The organism is Sporosarcina sp. resist, from assembly GCF_014302295.1.
Lineage (GTDB): Bacteria > Bacillota > Bacilli > Bacillales_A > Planococcaceae > Sporosarcina > Sporosarcina psychrophila.
The window spans coordinates 2037423-2053887 of the sequence record NZ_CP060287.1; the positions used below are offsets into that span (position 1 = coordinate 2037423).

Consider the following 16465-nt stretch of genomic DNA (forward strand, 5'->3'; position numbering starts at 1 on the left):
CAAAATGATGATTCGCGATGTACATATTGCGGACAGGCCACGTGAACGACTCATCAGACAAGGTGCGGAAAGTTTGTCCAATCAAGAGCTGATTGCGATATTGTTACGCACAGGTACAAAACAGGAATCTGTTCTTGTTCTTGCTAACCGAATCTTATCCTCATTCGATAAAATCCAAGACTTGAAAGACGCTACGATTGAAGAACTGATGCTGGTAAAAGGAGTCGGTAAGGCGAAGGCGGTCCAAATTCTTGCTGCCGCAGAGATTGGCAAGCGGATGTATCGTAAGCATTCAGAGGGACGATACACGATAAGATCCCCGGAAGATGCAGCTGCCTATTTAATGACGGATATGGCCTCACTCAATCAAGAGCATTTCGTAGTGCTCTTTTTGAATGTTAAAAATGAGGTCCTTCATAAACAGACTATTTTTATCGGTAGCCTCAACTCCAGCATAGTTCATCCGCGTGAAATTTTTCGCGAAGCAGTAAAGCGGTCTGCCGCGTCAATTGTAGTTGCGCATAATCATCCGAGTGGAAACCCCTCACCATCTCCAGAAGATATCGAAGTAACGAAAAGATTAATTGAAGCGGGTTCGATTATGGGCATCGAAGTTCTCGACCACGTTATCATTGGAGATCACCAGTTTTTAAGCCTGAAAGAGAAGGGATATATGTAAATTTATTCTGAAATAATGCTTCGAATGGCACGAAAAATGAATAAGGGTACATGTGACGCTGTGAATTTGCTCTTCTATCCGTTATACTATGGTGTATGATTTCATGAATGCCGTAATTAACGGTTTAGCAGAAAGGAAGAACACAATTGTTTGGATTTGGATCTAGAGATGTCGGGATTGACCTCGGCACAGCAAATACATTAGTTTTCATTAAAGGAAAAGGCATTGTCCTCAGAGAGCCTTCAGTAGTAGCGAAAAATACACATACTGGTGAAATTGTAGCAGTCGGTAGCGCTGCGAGAAATATGATTGGTCGTACACCTGGATCTATCGTGGCAACACGCCCGATGAAAGACGGCGTTATTGCTGATTTTGAAATTACGACAGCAATGATTGAGCATTACATGAAAGAGGCAACGAAAACGTCGGGCGGAGCATGGAAAAAGCCAAACGTCCTAATTTGTGTGCCTTACGGAATTACTTCCGTTGAACAGCGTGCGGTTATCGATGCTTCACGTCAAGCCGGTGCAAAAGAAGCGTTCACAATTGAAGAACCGTTTGCGGCTGCAATCGGCGCAAATCTACCTGTTTGGGAACCTACTGGTAGTATGGTCGTCGATATAGGTGGCGGTACAACAGAAGTTGCGGTCATTTCACTTGGCGGCATCGTAACAAGCGAGTCAATCCGTGTCGGTGGCGACACAATGGATGGCGCGATTATTAGCTATATCCGCAAAATGTATAATTTGACTATCGGTGAAAGGACTGCAGAAGCTATTAAAATTGAAATTGGTTCTGCAAAAGTTATCGGCGATACACAGAAGATGGAAATTCGTGGACGTGATCTTTTGACTGGTCTGCCGAAAACAATCGAAATTTCTTCTGATGAAATCGCAGAAGCATTGCGTGAGTCAATTGCACAAATCATTGATGGTGTGAAGAAGACGCTTGAAACAACACCTCCGGAATTATCTTCGGATGTTATGGAACGCGGAATTGTACTAACAGGTGGTGGTGCATTGCTCCAGAATCTTGATAAAGTCATTTCTGATGAAACACAAATGCCTGTTTTCATAGCTGAAGATCCACTTGATTGTGTTGCAATCGGTACAGGTAAAGCACTTGATAATTTTGAATTGATCAAAAAAATGCAAGGTAGATAAGTAAGGGAGGACATGGGCAATGCCGCGATTTTTTTCAAATAAACGTTTGATATTACTGCTCGTGGGCGTCATTATCCTTGTGGCATTAATTTCATTCTCCCTCAAAGACCGGCAGAATGCCTCCCTTCCAGAACAAGTTGTGAAAGATGTCGTCGGCTTCGGGCAGTCACTATTCTCGAAGCCGGCGCTTTACATAACAAACGTTATTGGGAATATTGATGGGATTTTGAATACATATGAAGAAAACAAACATTTAAAAGTAAGATTAAGCGAATACGCCTCTGGACAAGCCGAGCTGGCGGATGTGAAGGCAGAAAATGAACGCCTGCTCGAAATTGTCGGCAAAAAAGATGAATTGCGTGTTTATGATCCGGTCCAGGCGACGGTCATTTCGCGGAACCCTGACCAGTGGGAAGAGAAAATCATCATAGACAAGGGCGAAAATCAAGGTATTGAAAAGAATATGGCGGTCATTACAGCGGATGGCCTAGTTGGAAAAGTTGTACTTGTTACAAAGTTTACATCCACAGTTGAGCTATTGTCGACGGAGAATCGTAATTTCCGTGTTGCTGCAGTTGTTGCAGGTGAAAAGACTTACGGACTTATCGAGGGGTACGACATTAAACGCAGTGAGCTTATTATGAAACGTATTGACTCTAGTTTCGAAGTCAAAGTCGGTCAGAAAGTCATAACATCCGGTCTTGGTGGTATTTTTCCGAAAGGGCTTTTAATTGGAGAAGTAACAGAAGTATCGACAGATGATTATGGACTGACGAAGTTGGCATATATCCGGCCGGCAGCGGACTTTTCGTTGTTGGACCATGTTATCATTGCTAAGCGCTCATCCATTGTTCAGGGGACAGACGGGGACAGCTCTGCGGATACTGAGGGGGAGGATGGATCATGATCCGATCCGTCATCCCTCTTATTGCCGTATTGTTGTTTTTCCTAGAGCCTGTATTCAGTCTGTTTTCACCGGTGAACATTGGTAGTGATAGCTATACGCTTGTTCCGCGGTTTGTTATCGTGTACCTTATTTTTATAGCTGTCTATTACAGTAGAAAACATGCAATCATTTACGGAATTGTGCTTGGACTCTTGTATGATATGTACCATATTGATATTATTGGATTATATGCATTTCTCTATCCTTTGATCTGCTTTATTGCAACACTTATTATTCGCCAAATCCACCGCCATATTGTTACGGTGATGTTCTTGGCCTTACTTCTGATTATCGTGCTCGAAGTACTATCATACTTTTTTGCTAGTCTCGTTTCATTGACATCTATTGGATTGGATGAATTCATTACAGGGAGACTTATTCCAACGATAATTGCCAACTCAATATTCGTTGGTATGTTCGGTTGGTTTTTCAAAACACTTATTTATAAAAGAGTAGTAGAGCGACAGGGCGAAACTTTGTAAAAGAAAATGCGGGGTGACGCAAATGACGAAACAGCAATATGTAACAATAAAAGGGACAAAAGACGGTCTTGTTCTTCGGCTTGACGACAAATGCGCTTATTCGGACATGATTGCCGAGCTCCGCAGAAAAGTGGAGGAAGACGGCTTGGAAGGACTTGCGGAAGTGCAGGTTCATACGGGTAGTCGCTACTGCAATGAAGAAGAATTGCGAGAGATAATGAACGCGATTCATGATTCTCCAAATTTACGTGTATCAAAAATCCAAAGTGATGTTATCACGATGGAAGAATGCAATAGAAAAGTACTTGAAAATCAATCTGAAACCTACATCGGCATCGTGCGATCGGGTCAAGTTGTGCAGGCAGAAGGGGATCTCGTTGTCATTGGTGACGTGAATCCCAATGGCCGCGTCGTCGCTGCGGGCAGCATTTATGTACTTGGTAGACTGAAGGGGATCGCTCATGCAGGATCGAGCGGCAATACGAAGGCTGTGATCGCGGCTTCTTGGCTTGAAGCAACACATCTTATAATCGCGGACAAAATGGAAACGATGACGGATGAGTTAACGATTTTGTCGGAACAACCGGAAATGGAATGTGCTTATTTGCATCCGAACGGCTTCATTGCCATCGACCGTCTGCAGGAACTCCGGATTCTTCGGCCTGGTCTGTCATCATTCAAAGGAGGAAGCTAGTTTGGGAGAAGCAATCGTAATAACATCTGGTAAAGGTGGTGTCGGCAAGACGACGACATCCGCAAATCTTGGAACTGCACTGGCTCTCCAAGGTAAAAAAGTGTGTCTGATTGACACTGATATCGGCCTCCGCAATCTTGACGTCATTCTCGGCCTTGAAAACCGTATCATCTATGATTTAGTGGATGTTATTGAAGGACGCTGCAAAGTTCAACAGGCACTCGTGAAGGATAAACGTTTCGAGGACGGTCTCTTTTTATTACCGGCTGCTCAGACTACTGATAAAAACGCAATCAATCCTGAACAGATGAAAAACTTGGTTACTGAACTGAAACGGGATTATGATTATATATTGATTGACTGTCCGGCTGGAATCGAACAAGGTTTCAAAAATGCCATTGCCGGTGCTGACCGTGCCATTGTCGTTACGACTCCTGAAATTTCGGCCGTTCGTGACGCCGATCGAATCATTGGTTTGCTTGAACAGGAAGACATAGAACCCCCGAAACTGATCATCAACCGCATCAGACGGCATCTCATGAATAGCGGAGATGCACTTGATGTCAACGATATTACGACACACTTGTCTATCGACTTGCTTGGCATCATCCTAGACGATGAGAACGTCATCACCTCCTCAAACAAAGGGGAGCCCGTCGTCATGGATCCAGCGAATCCTGCAGCAATTGGCTATCGTAACATTGCGCGCCGTATCCTCGGCGAATCAGTTCCGCTTATGTCTCTTACCACGGGAAAACCTGGATTCTTCGGTAAACTTAAATCGATATTTGTGAAATAACCCTAAAACCCCTTGCACATATTTTTTGTGTTGGGGGTTTTTTGTGAATTTTAGGTGGTGAAAATGGAAGAGTTGAAATTACAATTCGAAAGTTCCAATTAAACGTGGATTGTAGCAATTAGGTTTCAAGAGTTGAAGTTAAGCATTGAGAGTTGCAATTAGCGATAGTAAATGAATTGGGTTCCGCGATTGAAGTTAGAAATCGATACTTTTTCAATGAGAAATTCAAAATAGGAGGAGATTTTGATTGATAATTAAAAAACGAGGTATTCCAGGGGCTTTTGCAGGGCTAGCATAGCTTGTTTCACGTATATCGGAATCCGATGAAATGTATAAAAGAATTAAGTCTGATTATAAAAATAGTCGAGCGGGATTTGCGGGTGAATTGAAAGTTGATAATTATTTGAAAGAGCTTGAACTAAAGATGCCCTATTACGTTTTGCAGAATCTGAATATCAAGGTTGGAAAAAAGGAAGTTCAAATTGATACATTACTTATACATCCTAATTTCATTTTGGTAATAGAAATAAAAAATATGCGGGGGGAATTTTATTTTGATCCCGTTAATAAACATTTTTATAGGCTGAACGACGAAGGGAAAAAGGAAGGAATGAGGAACCCGGAAGCGCAGCTAAGTCGGTCGACAACTATTATCAATTCATTTCTTCGTAATATAGGGGTCGAGATGTCCGCCAATGGACTTATCGTATTCGTTAGCCGTGCGGGGATCGTTATGCAAGCATCGGAAAACTGGAAAACGATTCCGATTGATTCACTGGTGGAATATATCGAATTTTTAGAGAGTCGTACTAAACGTGTGATCGCGAATGAAATATGCAAGCGTTTGGCATTTGAGCTTTTGACCGAAGATAGACTAGAAAAACCATTTAGTATCGTTGACTATTATAATATTTCGGTTGATAAAGTGAAGAAAGGGGTCAGATGTCCAAAGTGTGATTACATTCCAATGCTAAGAAAGCATTCGCGATGGTGTTGTGGGAAATGCGGAAAGGAATCACGTGATGCTCATCTCAATACCCTACAGGAATATCGTTTATTATTTGGACCGGAAATTACGAGTAGAAGTGCGATTGAATTCATGCAGCATGACTCCATTTACTTTGCGATACGTGTTCTTAATAATAATGCTGAAATAAAAAAAGCGAAGACAAGGTATAGATTATTTCAAATTAGAGATGAAAAACATCTATTATCGGAATTTATTCGGGAAGAGTTGAAAAAATAGTTGTTGAAATAGGAGGTTTGCAATTAGGTTTGACTAGTTGTAATTAGAATTCGAAAGTTGCAATTGAAATCCCGAAGTTGCAGTTAAAACTCGCTAGTTGCAATTAGAACCAAAAAGTTGCAACCAAAGAGAGATAACGGGTATTTGCTGCCCAACTTTTCTCGCAGAAATAGAACTATACGAACTCCACTTTCGATAAATTCCGTTCAACCGCCCATAATATTCCCCCCACCTACGTCATATACTAAAAAAAACGGGTGGTGTGACCGGTTGAAATGGAGAACGAAGTGGATGATGGCAATTGTGTTGACGCTCGGGGTGATTGGTGTGGCGAAGTTGGAGGATGCGGGTGTTATACGGGAACCTGTTACGCAGTATGTCACGTCTGGCAAGGACTTTATAGCGATGAAAAAATGGGTGGCAACAATAATTAAAGATCCGGCTGCTGACCAAATCGCGGTCATGGCAGATCCCCATCAGGAAGACCCTTTTTCCGCGTATGAATCAATGCAGCCATATAAAGAGGGTGTGATTGTATCCTATACACAACCGTTAACGATTGATGCGCAAGAGAACGGGCTTGTCATTTTTACAGGTTTCACCCGCGAATCGGGGAAAACCGTTACGGTGTTATATGATAGTGGGGATGAAGTGACGTATGGTTACGTTGGAAAAGTTGTCAAACTGCCGTATACAGCTGTGAAAAAAGGGGACACGCTGGCGCTAATGGATGAGGGGGCGATTTATCTGAAGGTAAAGCGTGATGGTGTGAAAATGGATGCGTCGCTTTTGCCGACATATCTTTCGGGCGGGGAACAATGAAATTTAAGCTTCATCCTGTTCTTTTGCCTTTTTTTCTATTTTTAATCATGACCGGCAGCATTTCGATCTATGCCATTATCTTTATTTCGCTTCTGATTCATGAAGCTGGGCACCTCCTTGCTGCCTATCTTACTGGAATGCGCATACGATCTTGTACAATCATGCCTTACGGTGGCGAAATCGTTATTTGGAATAAACATATGGCACCAAGAAGAGATCGTCTCCTCGTCGCGCTCAGCGGACCTTTAGCAACGTTGCTCCTATTATTAATGGCGATTTGGATTCCATTTCCGGGTGACGACCAAGTTATCCGGATTCAAGTTGCATTGCTAGTGCTTAACTTACTTCCCATTCTACCGCTTGATGGTGGACAGGCAATATGTGCGCTGCTCGAAACAGAAGGTTCCGTTTATCGCACACGCTCGCTCGTTTTGTTGCATTCAATTCTACTTCTTTGCGCTAGTATTATCCTATTATCAATTGATATACCTAAGACATTGCCCTACATTCTCCTGGCAACGTTCCTCTTGCTTCAAAACATTTCCGCTTTTCGTTTCCGAAAATATGAAAAAGCATTTGCAGAAATAAAATTAAATAGGTTGACGTAATTAAATATACGTGGTAATATTCAAATGTTATTGTTTGTAGCACCCGTGCTACAACCGCGCTGATAAGGTACAAGTATCCGTATGGATCACCTTGGAAGGCGAGTCTGTAATTATAGAGGAGGTGCAAGTATGTACGCAATTATTGAAACTGGTGGAAAACAGATCAAAGTTGAAAAAGGCCAGGAAATCTACATTGAAAAAGTAGCTGGTGAAGCTGACGAAGTTGTCACTTTCAACAGAGTTCTATTCGTAGGTGGAGAAGACGTGAAAGTAGGCGTTCCATTCGTGGAAGGCGCTACAGTTACAGGAACTGTTGTTAAACAGGGCCGTGCTAAAAAAATCACTGTTTTCAAATACAAGCCGAAAAAGAACTATCACAAAAAACAAGGTCATCGTCAGCCATACACTAAAATCGTCATTGACGGTATTAACCTGTAAGCCGGCATGATCAAGATCATCATCAAGAAACAATCATCCGGTCGTATCAACTCTTTTGAGATGACAGGCCACGCTAATTTTGCAGAATACGGAAAAGACCTTGTCTGTGCAGCTGCATCTGCAGTATCATTTGGTGCTGTCAATGCAATTATTGCACTTACAGGCAAAACCCCTGAGATTCAACAAGGATCTGACGGTGGCTATTTGAAAGTCAGTTTTCCTGAAACTGAAGAAAACGATCACGATACACAGTTGATTGTAAAGGCGATGATTGTTTCATTGCAGACGATTGAAAATGACTATGGGCAACATATAAAAATTATTCTTAAATAGTAGGAGGTGGCATACATGCTACGTTTAGATCTCCAGTTTTTCGCATCGAAAAAAGGGGTAGGTTCTACTCGGAACGGTCGTGACTCTCACTCGAAACGTCTTGGCGCAAAACGCGCGGACGGACAGTTTGTTACTGGCGGCTCAATCCTTTATCGTCAGCGCGGAACGAAAATTCATCCAGGTGAAAACGTCGGTCTCGGTGGTGACGATACTCTTTTCGCAAAAGTTGACGGCGTCGTTCGTTTCGAACGTTTTGGTCGTGACAAAAAGAAAGTTAGCGTATACCCTGAAGTTCAGGAAGCTTAATATACGTACGACAGAAAGGACTGCATACGAATATGCAGTCCTTTTTCTTTTTTTCCGAGAGAAGAAAATGTGTTTTTTCTACTTAGATTGTTGTCTGGGCGCCAGCTGCTCGCATCGCTTCAGTGGAAAGGGATTAGAACTGCATCCCTCTTACTTGATGAAAAAGCAAAGAGTGCCTTTATGTTCAAGCCTTCCAGCGCTTTTAGCGTCTTGCGCATTTCTAGGCAACAGATGCTATACTATATACATGAAAATTGTTGGCGGTGAATGGGAATGGGGAACAGTAAACTTACCACGGCGGAAGCGCTGAAATTTGCAAGACATGATTTTTTAAATGAACTTCAATTAGTCTTGCTCTATATCGATCTTGATAAACTACCGGAAGCAAAACAAAAGATCTTGGAAGCAACCAATCGTATGCGTGAAGTGGCATTATTAGAAAGGCTCGGACTTCCAGCCGTTGAGATATGGCTCACTACGTTCGACTGGCTATATGGTGCTTTTACAAAAACGATGACGTGTACAATAGCATCCGGAATCCGGGAAGCTGATGATGCGGCAGTTGTAACTTATTTAGAACGAATGTTTAGTGAAGCTGAAAAAACATTGGACCCGACTTCTGAGTACGAAACGCAGATCGATGTGCAGGCAACAGCCGAAAGTTGGTCAATTACGATTACTGTGCATGCCCACATGAAAAAAAATCTGTTAGAACCGGTGGCACTCGGAAACATTACAGTTGAAGAGACACTTTCGCAAAATCAATGGACGTTCACAATTAGTGGACAATAGGAGGAAAATAAATGTTTGTCGATCACGTAAAGATTTATGTAAAAGGCGGCGACGGTGGTGATGGAATGGTTGCTTTCCGTCGAGAAAAATATATCGCATATGGCGGTCCAGCCGGTGGTGATGGAGGACAAGGTGCTAACGTTGTTTTCATCGTGGATGAAGGATTGCGGACACTTATGGATTTCCGTTACCAACGTCATTTCAAGGCGCCACGCGGTGAGCACGGTGGCAGTAAAAATATGCATGGGAAAAACGCAACTGATGTAGTTGTCAAAGTCCCACCTGGTACGATTGTGACAGACGCAGAGGACGGTTCAATCATCGCTGACCTCGTTGAGCACGGTCAGACAGCAATCATTGCTAAGGGCGGTCGTGGAGGACGTGGGAATAGCCGGTTCGCAACTCCGTCAAACCCTGCACCTGAACTATCTGAAAAAGGTGAGCCGGGCGCTAATAAAGAAATTAACCTGGAATTGAAAGTGCTAGCGGATGCAGGACTAGTTGGCTTCCCAAGTGTAGGGAAATCGACGTTATTATCTGTTGTTTCCGCTGCAAAACCGAAAATTGCAGATTATCATTTTACGACACTTGTTCCGAATTTGGGCATGGTTGAAACGGATGATCACCGCGGCTTCGTGCTAGCTGACCTTCCGGGATTGATTGAAGGAGCGCACCAAGGTATTGGTCTCGGTCATCAGTTCTTACGCCATATCGAACGGACACGCGTCATCATCCATGTTGTTGATATGTCCGGCCTTGAAGGACGTGAACCATTCGAGGACTTCTTGACAATTAATGAGGAGTTAGAACAATACAACTTACGTTTAACAGAACGTCCGCAAATCATTGTTGCAAATAAAATGGACATGCCTGAAGCGGAAGAGAATCTAAAAGTCTTCAAGGAAAAACTGAATGACAGCAATGCACTCATCTTCCCAATTTCAGCACTCACAAGAACTGGACTTGACGGATTGCTACATGCGGTTGCAAATCTCCTTGAAACGACACCGGAATTCCCGATGCATGAAATTGAGGACGAAGACAAAGAGAACTCAGTTCTGTACAAATATGATGGAGAAGCAGAGTTGTTTAAAGTGGCGCGTGATGATGATGGCGCATTCGTATTGTCGGGCTATACAATTGAGCGTCTGTTCAAAATGACCGACTTCAACTTTGACCAATCCGTACGTAAATTCGCGAGACAATTGCGTGCTATGGGTGTAGATGATGAACTCCGTAAACGTGGCGCGAAAGATGGAGATACTGTGCGACTTCTTGACTTCGAATTTGACTTCGTAGATTAATCAGGTGGAATGAATGACTAAAAAATGACAAAAGCTACGCACGAAGGGGGATATCCTATGAAGCAGTTGGGGGAAGGTCAGTTTTATCTTGTAAGGGAAGACGTACTGACAGAATCGATGCTGAAAATGTTAGAAGCGAAAAGGCTTTTGGCAAGCGGAGAGGAATCGACGATACAAGATGCCACGAAGAGGGTAGGATTATCCCGTAGTGCATTTTATAAATACCGTGACACTGTTTATCCGTTCGAATCAATTGCACGTGAGCGTATCCTAACGATTTTCATTCAGCTGGAAGACCGGAAAGGATCGCTTGCGACATTGTTGCAGATTGTCTCTGAGTCAAAATGTAATGTCTTGACAATTCATCAGACCATTCCTGTTCAAGCACGGGCTAATATTACTTTGTCACTCGATGTAACAGAAATGATCATAAAAATGGAAGAGTTCCTGCAACGGTTGAAAGCACCTGACTTTGTCGATTCAGTTGTCTTAATCAGTTCAGGTGCACTCTGATGGGAGGATACTAGTATGGGAAATGAAAGATATACGCCGACTGTCGCTTATTTAGGGCCGGAAGCATCATTCACGCACGTTGCGGCAAGCACTCTTTTTGGAAATTCGGGATTGATACCTCAACCTACGATACCGGATTGTATAGAGGCTGTGGCGGAAGGGCGTGTCGCCTATGCGATTGTCCCGCTTGAAAATGCGTTGGAAGGATCCGTTCCGATGACCATCGATTACTTGTTCCATGGAGCAGATTTGTTCATCAATGCTGAAATATCGATACCAATCGAACAGCATCTTATGGTCAATAAAAAGCAAGTTCCTTTTATCACTGAAATCGAATCCATCAATTCCCATCCCCATGCCCTTGCGCAATGCCATAAATATTTGCAATACCATTACCGTCGTGTCCCGCTTATCCAGACGACCTCCACGGCGGCAGCTGCCAAATATATTTCCGAAAACCCGGAAGTGAAGGTTGCGGCAATCGGAAATAAGTTGGCGGCTGAAAAATATGGTCTACATATCGCAGAGGAGAATATTCACGATTTTCATTTTAACCATACGCGATTCGTCGTATTATCCCTGCGAAAAGAAAGTTTGGAAACAAATGGCCATTCTGCAAATCTAAAAACGACATTAATGGTAAAATTACCAGAAGATGACCGTTCAGGTGTGCTGCACCAGGTTTTATCCGTTTTTGCATGGCGCAGACTCAATTTAAGTAAAATTGAATCAAGGCCATTAAAAACAGGACTTGGCAATTACTTCTTCATTATCGATGTAATGGAATCCGAAGACCACCCGATGATGAAAGGTGCGATGGAAGAACTCAGCGCACTGAATTGTACTGCTCGTTCATTCGGTTCATATTTCATATACGACCAACTACCGTCACGTCATTCAATATGACCGTGGTGGTTTTTTTATTGGGAAATAAATCACTACTTATATAAACAGAGCGAAGGCGCCTTACAGGGGTAGCCGAAGCCCTAAGACTGGCGGCGCAGCCGCTTGGCTTAGGGTGGGAGGCATCCCCAAGCGCCGAAGCGGATTCAATGGGATTCTTTATTTCAACATATACAGTGTCCAACCCCGGCTTTTCTTTAGAATAAATAACCCACATCCGCATATACATGGCAAGAGAGGATATCTCGTTAAAGATGAGCGTCACACAGACGGGCGTCCGTTCATACGATGGATTGACGGAAGGGGGAAATTTTTAAGTGGAAGTCCATATTGTTGTAAAAGGGGATACGCTATGGAAGATTGCGCGCCAATACGGTATCCCGTTTGAAGATTTGAAGCGGGTGAATGCGCATCTTGCTAATCCAGATTATATTGTTCCTGGAATGAAAATTTTCTTGCCAAAAAGACAGCATAATGCTGAACATCCTGAAAAAGGGAAAGGGCCGGTGACGCCGCATCCTCCAAAGGGTACAAAACCGTCGCCGCCAATACCGGTGCCAAAACCACCAACATCAAAACCACCGACACCGAAACCGCCAACACCGAGACCACCAGCACCAACGCCAAGACCGCCAACACCAGTACCACCATCCAAACCAACACCACCACCAGCAGTACAACCAACAGTGCCAGCTCCCATACCGTTACCAACGCCAACACCAACACCAATGCCAATGCATCCGCCACAAACATTTGCTCATCCGATGATAGGTATTCCGTGTGGGTGGATGCCGATTTTTGACGCAGATTGTTTCCCGTTCATGCATTCGGGGCAAATCCAGGCGATGCCAAGGCAAGAACAACCGATGCACCACGCTCCTTTACCATCGACTCAATTTCCGATGTATGAACAAGAATCACCGATTTTCTCTGGCCAAGGCCCTGCAACATCTCCTTTAGAAATACCTATGGTAGAAGGGTGGCAGTTGCTCGAATCGCCTGATTTTATGTTTGAAGAGACGGCTGAAATGGTTATGCAACCAGCCGCTGAGTATTCACCAGAGTATATGTATGAAGAATCACCTGAAATTGACCTGCAACCATCTGCTCCGTGTCCACCTGGGCCGGGCTACGTACCGCAGGCTATATCACCAGCTGTACAAGGTCAATGGAATCCCGGACAATTCGGTTATCCTGCAATGCCGCAACCAGGTTATCATCAAGGGTGTGGCTGCGAGGGTCAGCACCAACACCATCGTCAGCAAATGATGGTCCCGATCTTTTATGGTCATCCATGCAATTGCCCTTCATGCATGCAACAGGCAACTCCTTATTCTGGAATGCCTCCTAATCAAGGTTCCAACTGGTTCGGAGCGTATTGACCGGCATATGGCGCTGGATGGGAAATTAGAAAAAATAAAAGATAATGTGTGGAAGTTAGAGAGTGATGGCAAGCGCTTTTCGGTGAAGCGATATCAGTCCAACTCCACCGCGATGAAAGTACAACGTGTACATGAAGCTCTTCATTCTGTTTCTTTCCCGCATATTGTAGATGTAGTGTCCCAAGAGAATCAACTGACGTTTGTTCAGCCATGGTTGGATGGTGCGAAGGCGGTCAACTTCAAGAAAAGGGCAGATCGGACGGATTCGCTTGCTGCTCTTCATGCACTTCATGAAACAAAAGCACAACTCGACTGGCACGCCTCACCCTATCTGCATCCGTACCCCCTTATCGCGAAGTGGGAAGACCGGATCAGCCGTTTCCGCGAAATTGGTGGAGAGTGTGAGGCGTATATTGGAAAAGGCCTTGTCGATGAAATCTTATTTTATGCATTGAACGCGATTAGCGCAGTGAAGAAAACTTATAAAGACAATCTGAATGGTACATTGCTTCACGGAGATGTCGTCCATCATAATATATTGCGTGATAGAGATGGCGTCATCCGTTTCATCGATTTCGATCTAGCGAGTACGGGGCCAGCCGGTACTGAAATTGCGCTCTGGATTCATCGAGTGCTGCCACAAATAGGATATGACATTGATTTTCTGTTTGATGAACAGCCGTCGCTTCGAAGACTGAATTATGCTTCCAAGACACTGCTTCTATTTCCAAATGAAATACTTCGAGAATGGCTTCATTTCTTCACATTGTCACCGTCTGGAAGAGAAAGACAGGCGAAGCAACTGGTCCCCTTTACTGAGTCCGCACTCTCACATTGGCCAAAATTATGGTATGATGTAGAACGGATTAACACATAGGGGGTAAGGTTATGGCAGGGCATTCTAAATGGAAAAATATCCAAAACCGTAAAGGCGCACAAGATGCAAAACGCGGTAAGGTTTTCCAAAAGATGTCGAAAGAAATTTTTGTAGCCGCAAAAGCAGGCGGACCTGATGCAGAATCGAACGCATCTCTTCGTTTGGCTATTGAAAAAGCAAAAGGCGTTAATGTTCCAAACGACGTGATTAAACGTGCAGTCGATAAAGCGACGGGTGCTGGCGCGGATGAAAACTATGAGGAAGTAATCTATGAAGGATATGGTCCTGGAGGAGTGGCAGTACTTGTTTACTGCTTAACAGAAAACCGTAATCGAACTGCGCCGAATATGCGTGTCGCCTTCAGCAAAAACGGCGGTAGTCTCGGTGAAAGTGGTTCGGTAGGCTATATGTTTGACCGAAAGGGACGTCTTTTCATCGAACGGACGGACAGTACTGATGAAGATGCAGTTATGATGGCGGCGCTTGAAGCAGGTGCAGATGATATTGAGTCGACAGCAGATGGCTTTGAAATTATTACGCAACCAACGGACTTTTTAACAGTGAAAGAGACCCTTGAAGCGGAAGGAATCGAATTCATTTCGGCGGACATCGAGATGATTCCTTCTATGTACACGGTCCTTAGCGAAGATGCTGAAGAGCAATTTGAAAAGATGCTCGAAGTACTCGAAAATGATGAGGACGTTCAGGATATCTACCATAATGCGGAAGACCAAGATTAAACCCTTTAAATAGGATTCATTCTAATATCCATCCACCGTTTAAGAATGGTGGATGGATATTTATTGTGATAGATGAACAGTGAAAATAATATACATATCAATCAGTAAACTAGTGTACAATCTAATTGTGTCTGTGCATCTAGAAAAACAGTAATTACGTAATAGGAGTCGTGGGAAGGTGATTTCTTTTGATTGAAACATTATTATTGAACTTTTTGTTTTTACTCTTTCCGATTCTGATTGCTGTAATTTTCATTGAAAATGGGTTGACTAATTTTAATAAATATTTGCTTATGTTACTGTCCTCTGTGACGCTCGTTTTTTGTATGGCATTCCCAATTAAATTGGAGTTAGGATATATCGTTGATTTAAGATATGTTCCGTTTATTATTGTCGCCCTTTTTGGCGGATACAAAATGGCCTTTCCACTTTATATAATTCTAAATGCGTATCGGTTCTTTATCGGTGGAGATGGGATTTTTCAGTCGCTTGCTCTCTCGACGGCGGTCCTTATTTTGGTACCGATATTAAGTGCGAAATTTAAGCAACAAAACTCGCGATGGCGAATTTTTATTGCGATCTGCGTCACTTTTCTTACTATGACGTATTACTTTTTCACATTGAGCTTTAAATTTCCGAAACTGACAAGCGAATTTTGGTACTTGGTATTTTATACGCTTAGCACTTATCTAATGGCGACCTTTATACTAATGGCTTTAATTGAAAAAATTATTTCTAACATCAAAAGGCGCGAAATATATGTGCAAGCAGAAAGAATGAGAGACGTTAGTCATTTTTCGGCAAGTATTGCTCATGAAATCAGAAATCCACTTACTGTAACACGCGGGTTTCTCCAACTGTTAAATGAGTCCAAAACGATTAATGCCGATGAAAAAATATATATTGAATTTTCGTTGAAAGAATTAGGACGAGCAGAAACTATTGTCAGTGACTTTTTAACGTTTTCGAAACCACAATGTGAAAATATGGTTTTCTCTGATTTTGCAAAAGATATAAAGTATGTTGAGAATATTATGCAACCGTATGCGAAGAGGAATAGAGTTGAAATCCTTGTTCGTTCAACAAATACGCTGAAAGCAACATATGATGAAAATCAGATGCAGCAATGTCTCATTAATCTAGTTAAAAATGGTATCGAATCAATGCAGGATCACGGTGGTGTGCTTTATGTCGATGTGTCGGAACACAAGAAAAAAATCTTGATAAAGATTCAAGACAGTGGGAGCGGCATGACAAGAGAAGGGATTTCACAAATGGGAAAACCTTATTATTCTACAAAAACAGAAGGAACAGGCCTTGGAATGTTCATGGTTTATAGCACAATCAGGAATGTTAAAGGGGAAATTAAAGTGAAAAGTACGGTAGGGAAGGGAACAACTTTTCTGTTATACATACCTGTATAACTGTATTGATAAAT

Annotated in this window: 20 protein-coding genes and 1 other annotated feature; all 20 genes read left to right on the top strand. The window is 42.9% G+C overall.

What is annotated here, in order from left to right; all coding sequences use genetic code 11:
• Positions 1–7 precede the first annotated feature (7 nt).
• On the top strand, positions 8–679 hold the full coding sequence (gene radC, locus H7992_RS10090; protein ID WP_082786810.1) for a RadC family protein: 672 nt from the start codon (positions 8–10) through the stop codon (positions 677–679).
• A 146-nt stretch (positions 680–825) separates the two neighbouring features.
• Positions 826–1842, top strand: a complete 1017-nt coding sequence (locus H7992_RS10095; protein WP_067208132.1) for a rod shape-determining protein — start codon at positions 826–828, stop codon at positions 1840–1842.
• A gap of 19 nt (positions 1843–1861) precedes the next feature.
• On the top strand, positions 1862–2749 hold the full coding sequence (mreC, locus tag H7992_RS10100) for a rod shape-determining protein MreC (RefSeq protein ID WP_067208135.1): 888 nt from the start codon (positions 1862–1864) through the stop codon (positions 2747–2749).
• Positions 2746–3270: a rod shape-determining protein MreD gene (gene mreD / locus H7992_RS10105; protein WP_067208137.1), complete on the top strand. Its 525-nt coding sequence runs from the start codon at positions 2746–2748 to the stop codon at positions 3268–3270. The genes mreC and mreD overlap by 4 nt, the downstream gene beginning before the upstream one ends.
• Positions 3271–3292: 22 nt before the next feature.
• Positions 3293–3964 (top strand): septum site-determining protein MinC, encoded by a 672-nt coding sequence (gene minC, locus H7992_RS10110; protein ID WP_067208140.1) that lies wholly within the window; start codon positions 3293–3295, stop codon positions 3962–3964.
• A gap of 1 nt (position 3965) precedes the next feature.
• Positions 3966–4763, top strand: a complete 798-nt coding sequence (gene minD, locus H7992_RS10115; RefSeq protein WP_067208143.1) for a septum site-determining protein MinD — start codon at positions 3966–3968, stop codon at positions 4761–4763.
• Between the two features lie 328 nt (positions 4764–5091).
• Complete coding sequence (locus H7992_RS10120; RefSeq protein WP_187047466.1) at positions 5092–6009, top strand: NERD domain-containing protein; 918 nt, start codon at positions 5092–5094, stop codon at positions 6007–6009.
• Between the two features lie 270 nt (positions 6010–6279).
• Positions 6280–6831 carry a hypothetical protein gene (locus tag H7992_RS10125; RefSeq protein ID WP_156475998.1) on the top strand — a complete coding sequence of 184 codons (552 nt, stop codon included), beginning with the start codon at positions 6280–6282 and terminating at the stop codon, positions 6829–6831.
• The gene (locus H7992_RS10130; protein ID WP_067208151.1) at positions 6828–7439 is read left to right on the top strand and encodes a M50 family metallopeptidase; all 612 of its coding nucleotides are present in this window, start codon (positions 6828–6830) and stop codon (positions 7437–7439) included. Before H7992_RS10125 ends, H7992_RS10130 begins: the two co-directional genes overlap by 4 nt.
• Before the next feature lie 42 nt (positions 7440–7481).
• Positions 7482–7555: a sequence feature (ribosomal protein L21 leader region), on the top strand.
• Between the two features lie 13 nt (positions 7556–7568).
• Positions 7569–7877: a 50S ribosomal protein L21 gene (rplU, locus tag H7992_RS10135; protein WP_067208153.1), complete on the top strand. Its 309-nt coding sequence runs from the start codon at positions 7569–7571 to the stop codon at positions 7875–7877.
• Between the two features lie 6 nt (positions 7878–7883).
• Positions 7884–8210 (top strand): ribosomal-processing cysteine protease Prp, encoded by a 327-nt coding sequence (locus H7992_RS10140; protein ID WP_067208156.1) that lies wholly within the window; start codon positions 7884–7886, stop codon positions 8208–8210.
• A gap of 15 nt (positions 8211–8225) precedes the next feature.
• Complete coding sequence (rpmA, locus tag H7992_RS10145) at positions 8226–8516, top strand: 50S ribosomal protein L27 (RefSeq protein WP_067208159.1); 291 nt, start codon at positions 8226–8228, stop codon at positions 8514–8516.
• 273 nt (positions 8517–8789) lie between these two features.
• Positions 8790–9308, top strand: a complete 519-nt coding sequence (locus H7992_RS10150; protein ID WP_067208162.1) for a Spo0B domain-containing protein — start codon at positions 8790–8792, stop codon at positions 9306–9308.
• A gap of 11 nt (positions 9309–9319) precedes the next feature.
• The gene (obgE, locus tag H7992_RS10155; RefSeq protein WP_067208165.1) at positions 9320–10612 is read left to right on the top strand and encodes a GTPase ObgE; all 1293 of its coding nucleotides are present in this window, start codon (positions 9320–9322) and stop codon (positions 10610–10612) included.
• A 57-nt stretch (positions 10613–10669) separates the two neighbouring features.
• Positions 10670–11125 (top strand): ACT domain-containing protein, encoded by a 456-nt coding sequence (locus tag H7992_RS10160; RefSeq protein WP_067208168.1) that lies wholly within the window; start codon positions 10670–10672, stop codon positions 11123–11125.
• A gap of 15 nt (positions 11126–11140) precedes the next feature.
• Positions 11141–12031: a prephenate dehydratase gene (gene pheA / locus H7992_RS10165; protein ID WP_067208171.1), complete on the top strand. Its 891-nt coding sequence runs from the start codon at positions 11141–11143 to the stop codon at positions 12029–12031.
• 314 nt (positions 12032–12345) lie between these two features.
• On the top strand, positions 12346–13410 hold the full coding sequence (locus H7992_RS10170) for a LysM peptidoglycan-binding domain-containing protein (protein WP_187047467.1): 1065 nt from the start codon (positions 12346–12348) through the stop codon (positions 13408–13410).
• Positions 13411–13417: 7 nt separating this feature from the next.
• Positions 13418–14287: a phosphotransferase gene (locus H7992_RS10175; RefSeq protein WP_067208177.1), complete on the top strand. Its 870-nt coding sequence runs from the start codon at positions 13418–13420 to the stop codon at positions 14285–14287.
• Positions 14288–14298: 11 nt separating this feature from the next.
• Entirely contained in the window at positions 14299–15027 is a 729-nt protein-coding gene (locus H7992_RS10180) for a YebC/PmpR family DNA-binding transcriptional regulator (RefSeq protein WP_187047468.1), read from the top strand.
• A gap of 188 nt (positions 15028–15215) precedes the next feature.
• Positions 15216–16451 (top strand): ATP-binding protein, encoded by a 1236-nt coding sequence (locus tag H7992_RS10185; RefSeq protein ID WP_187047469.1) that lies wholly within the window; start codon positions 15216–15218, stop codon positions 16449–16451.
• The last annotated feature ends 14 nt before the right edge of the window (positions 16452–16465 follow it).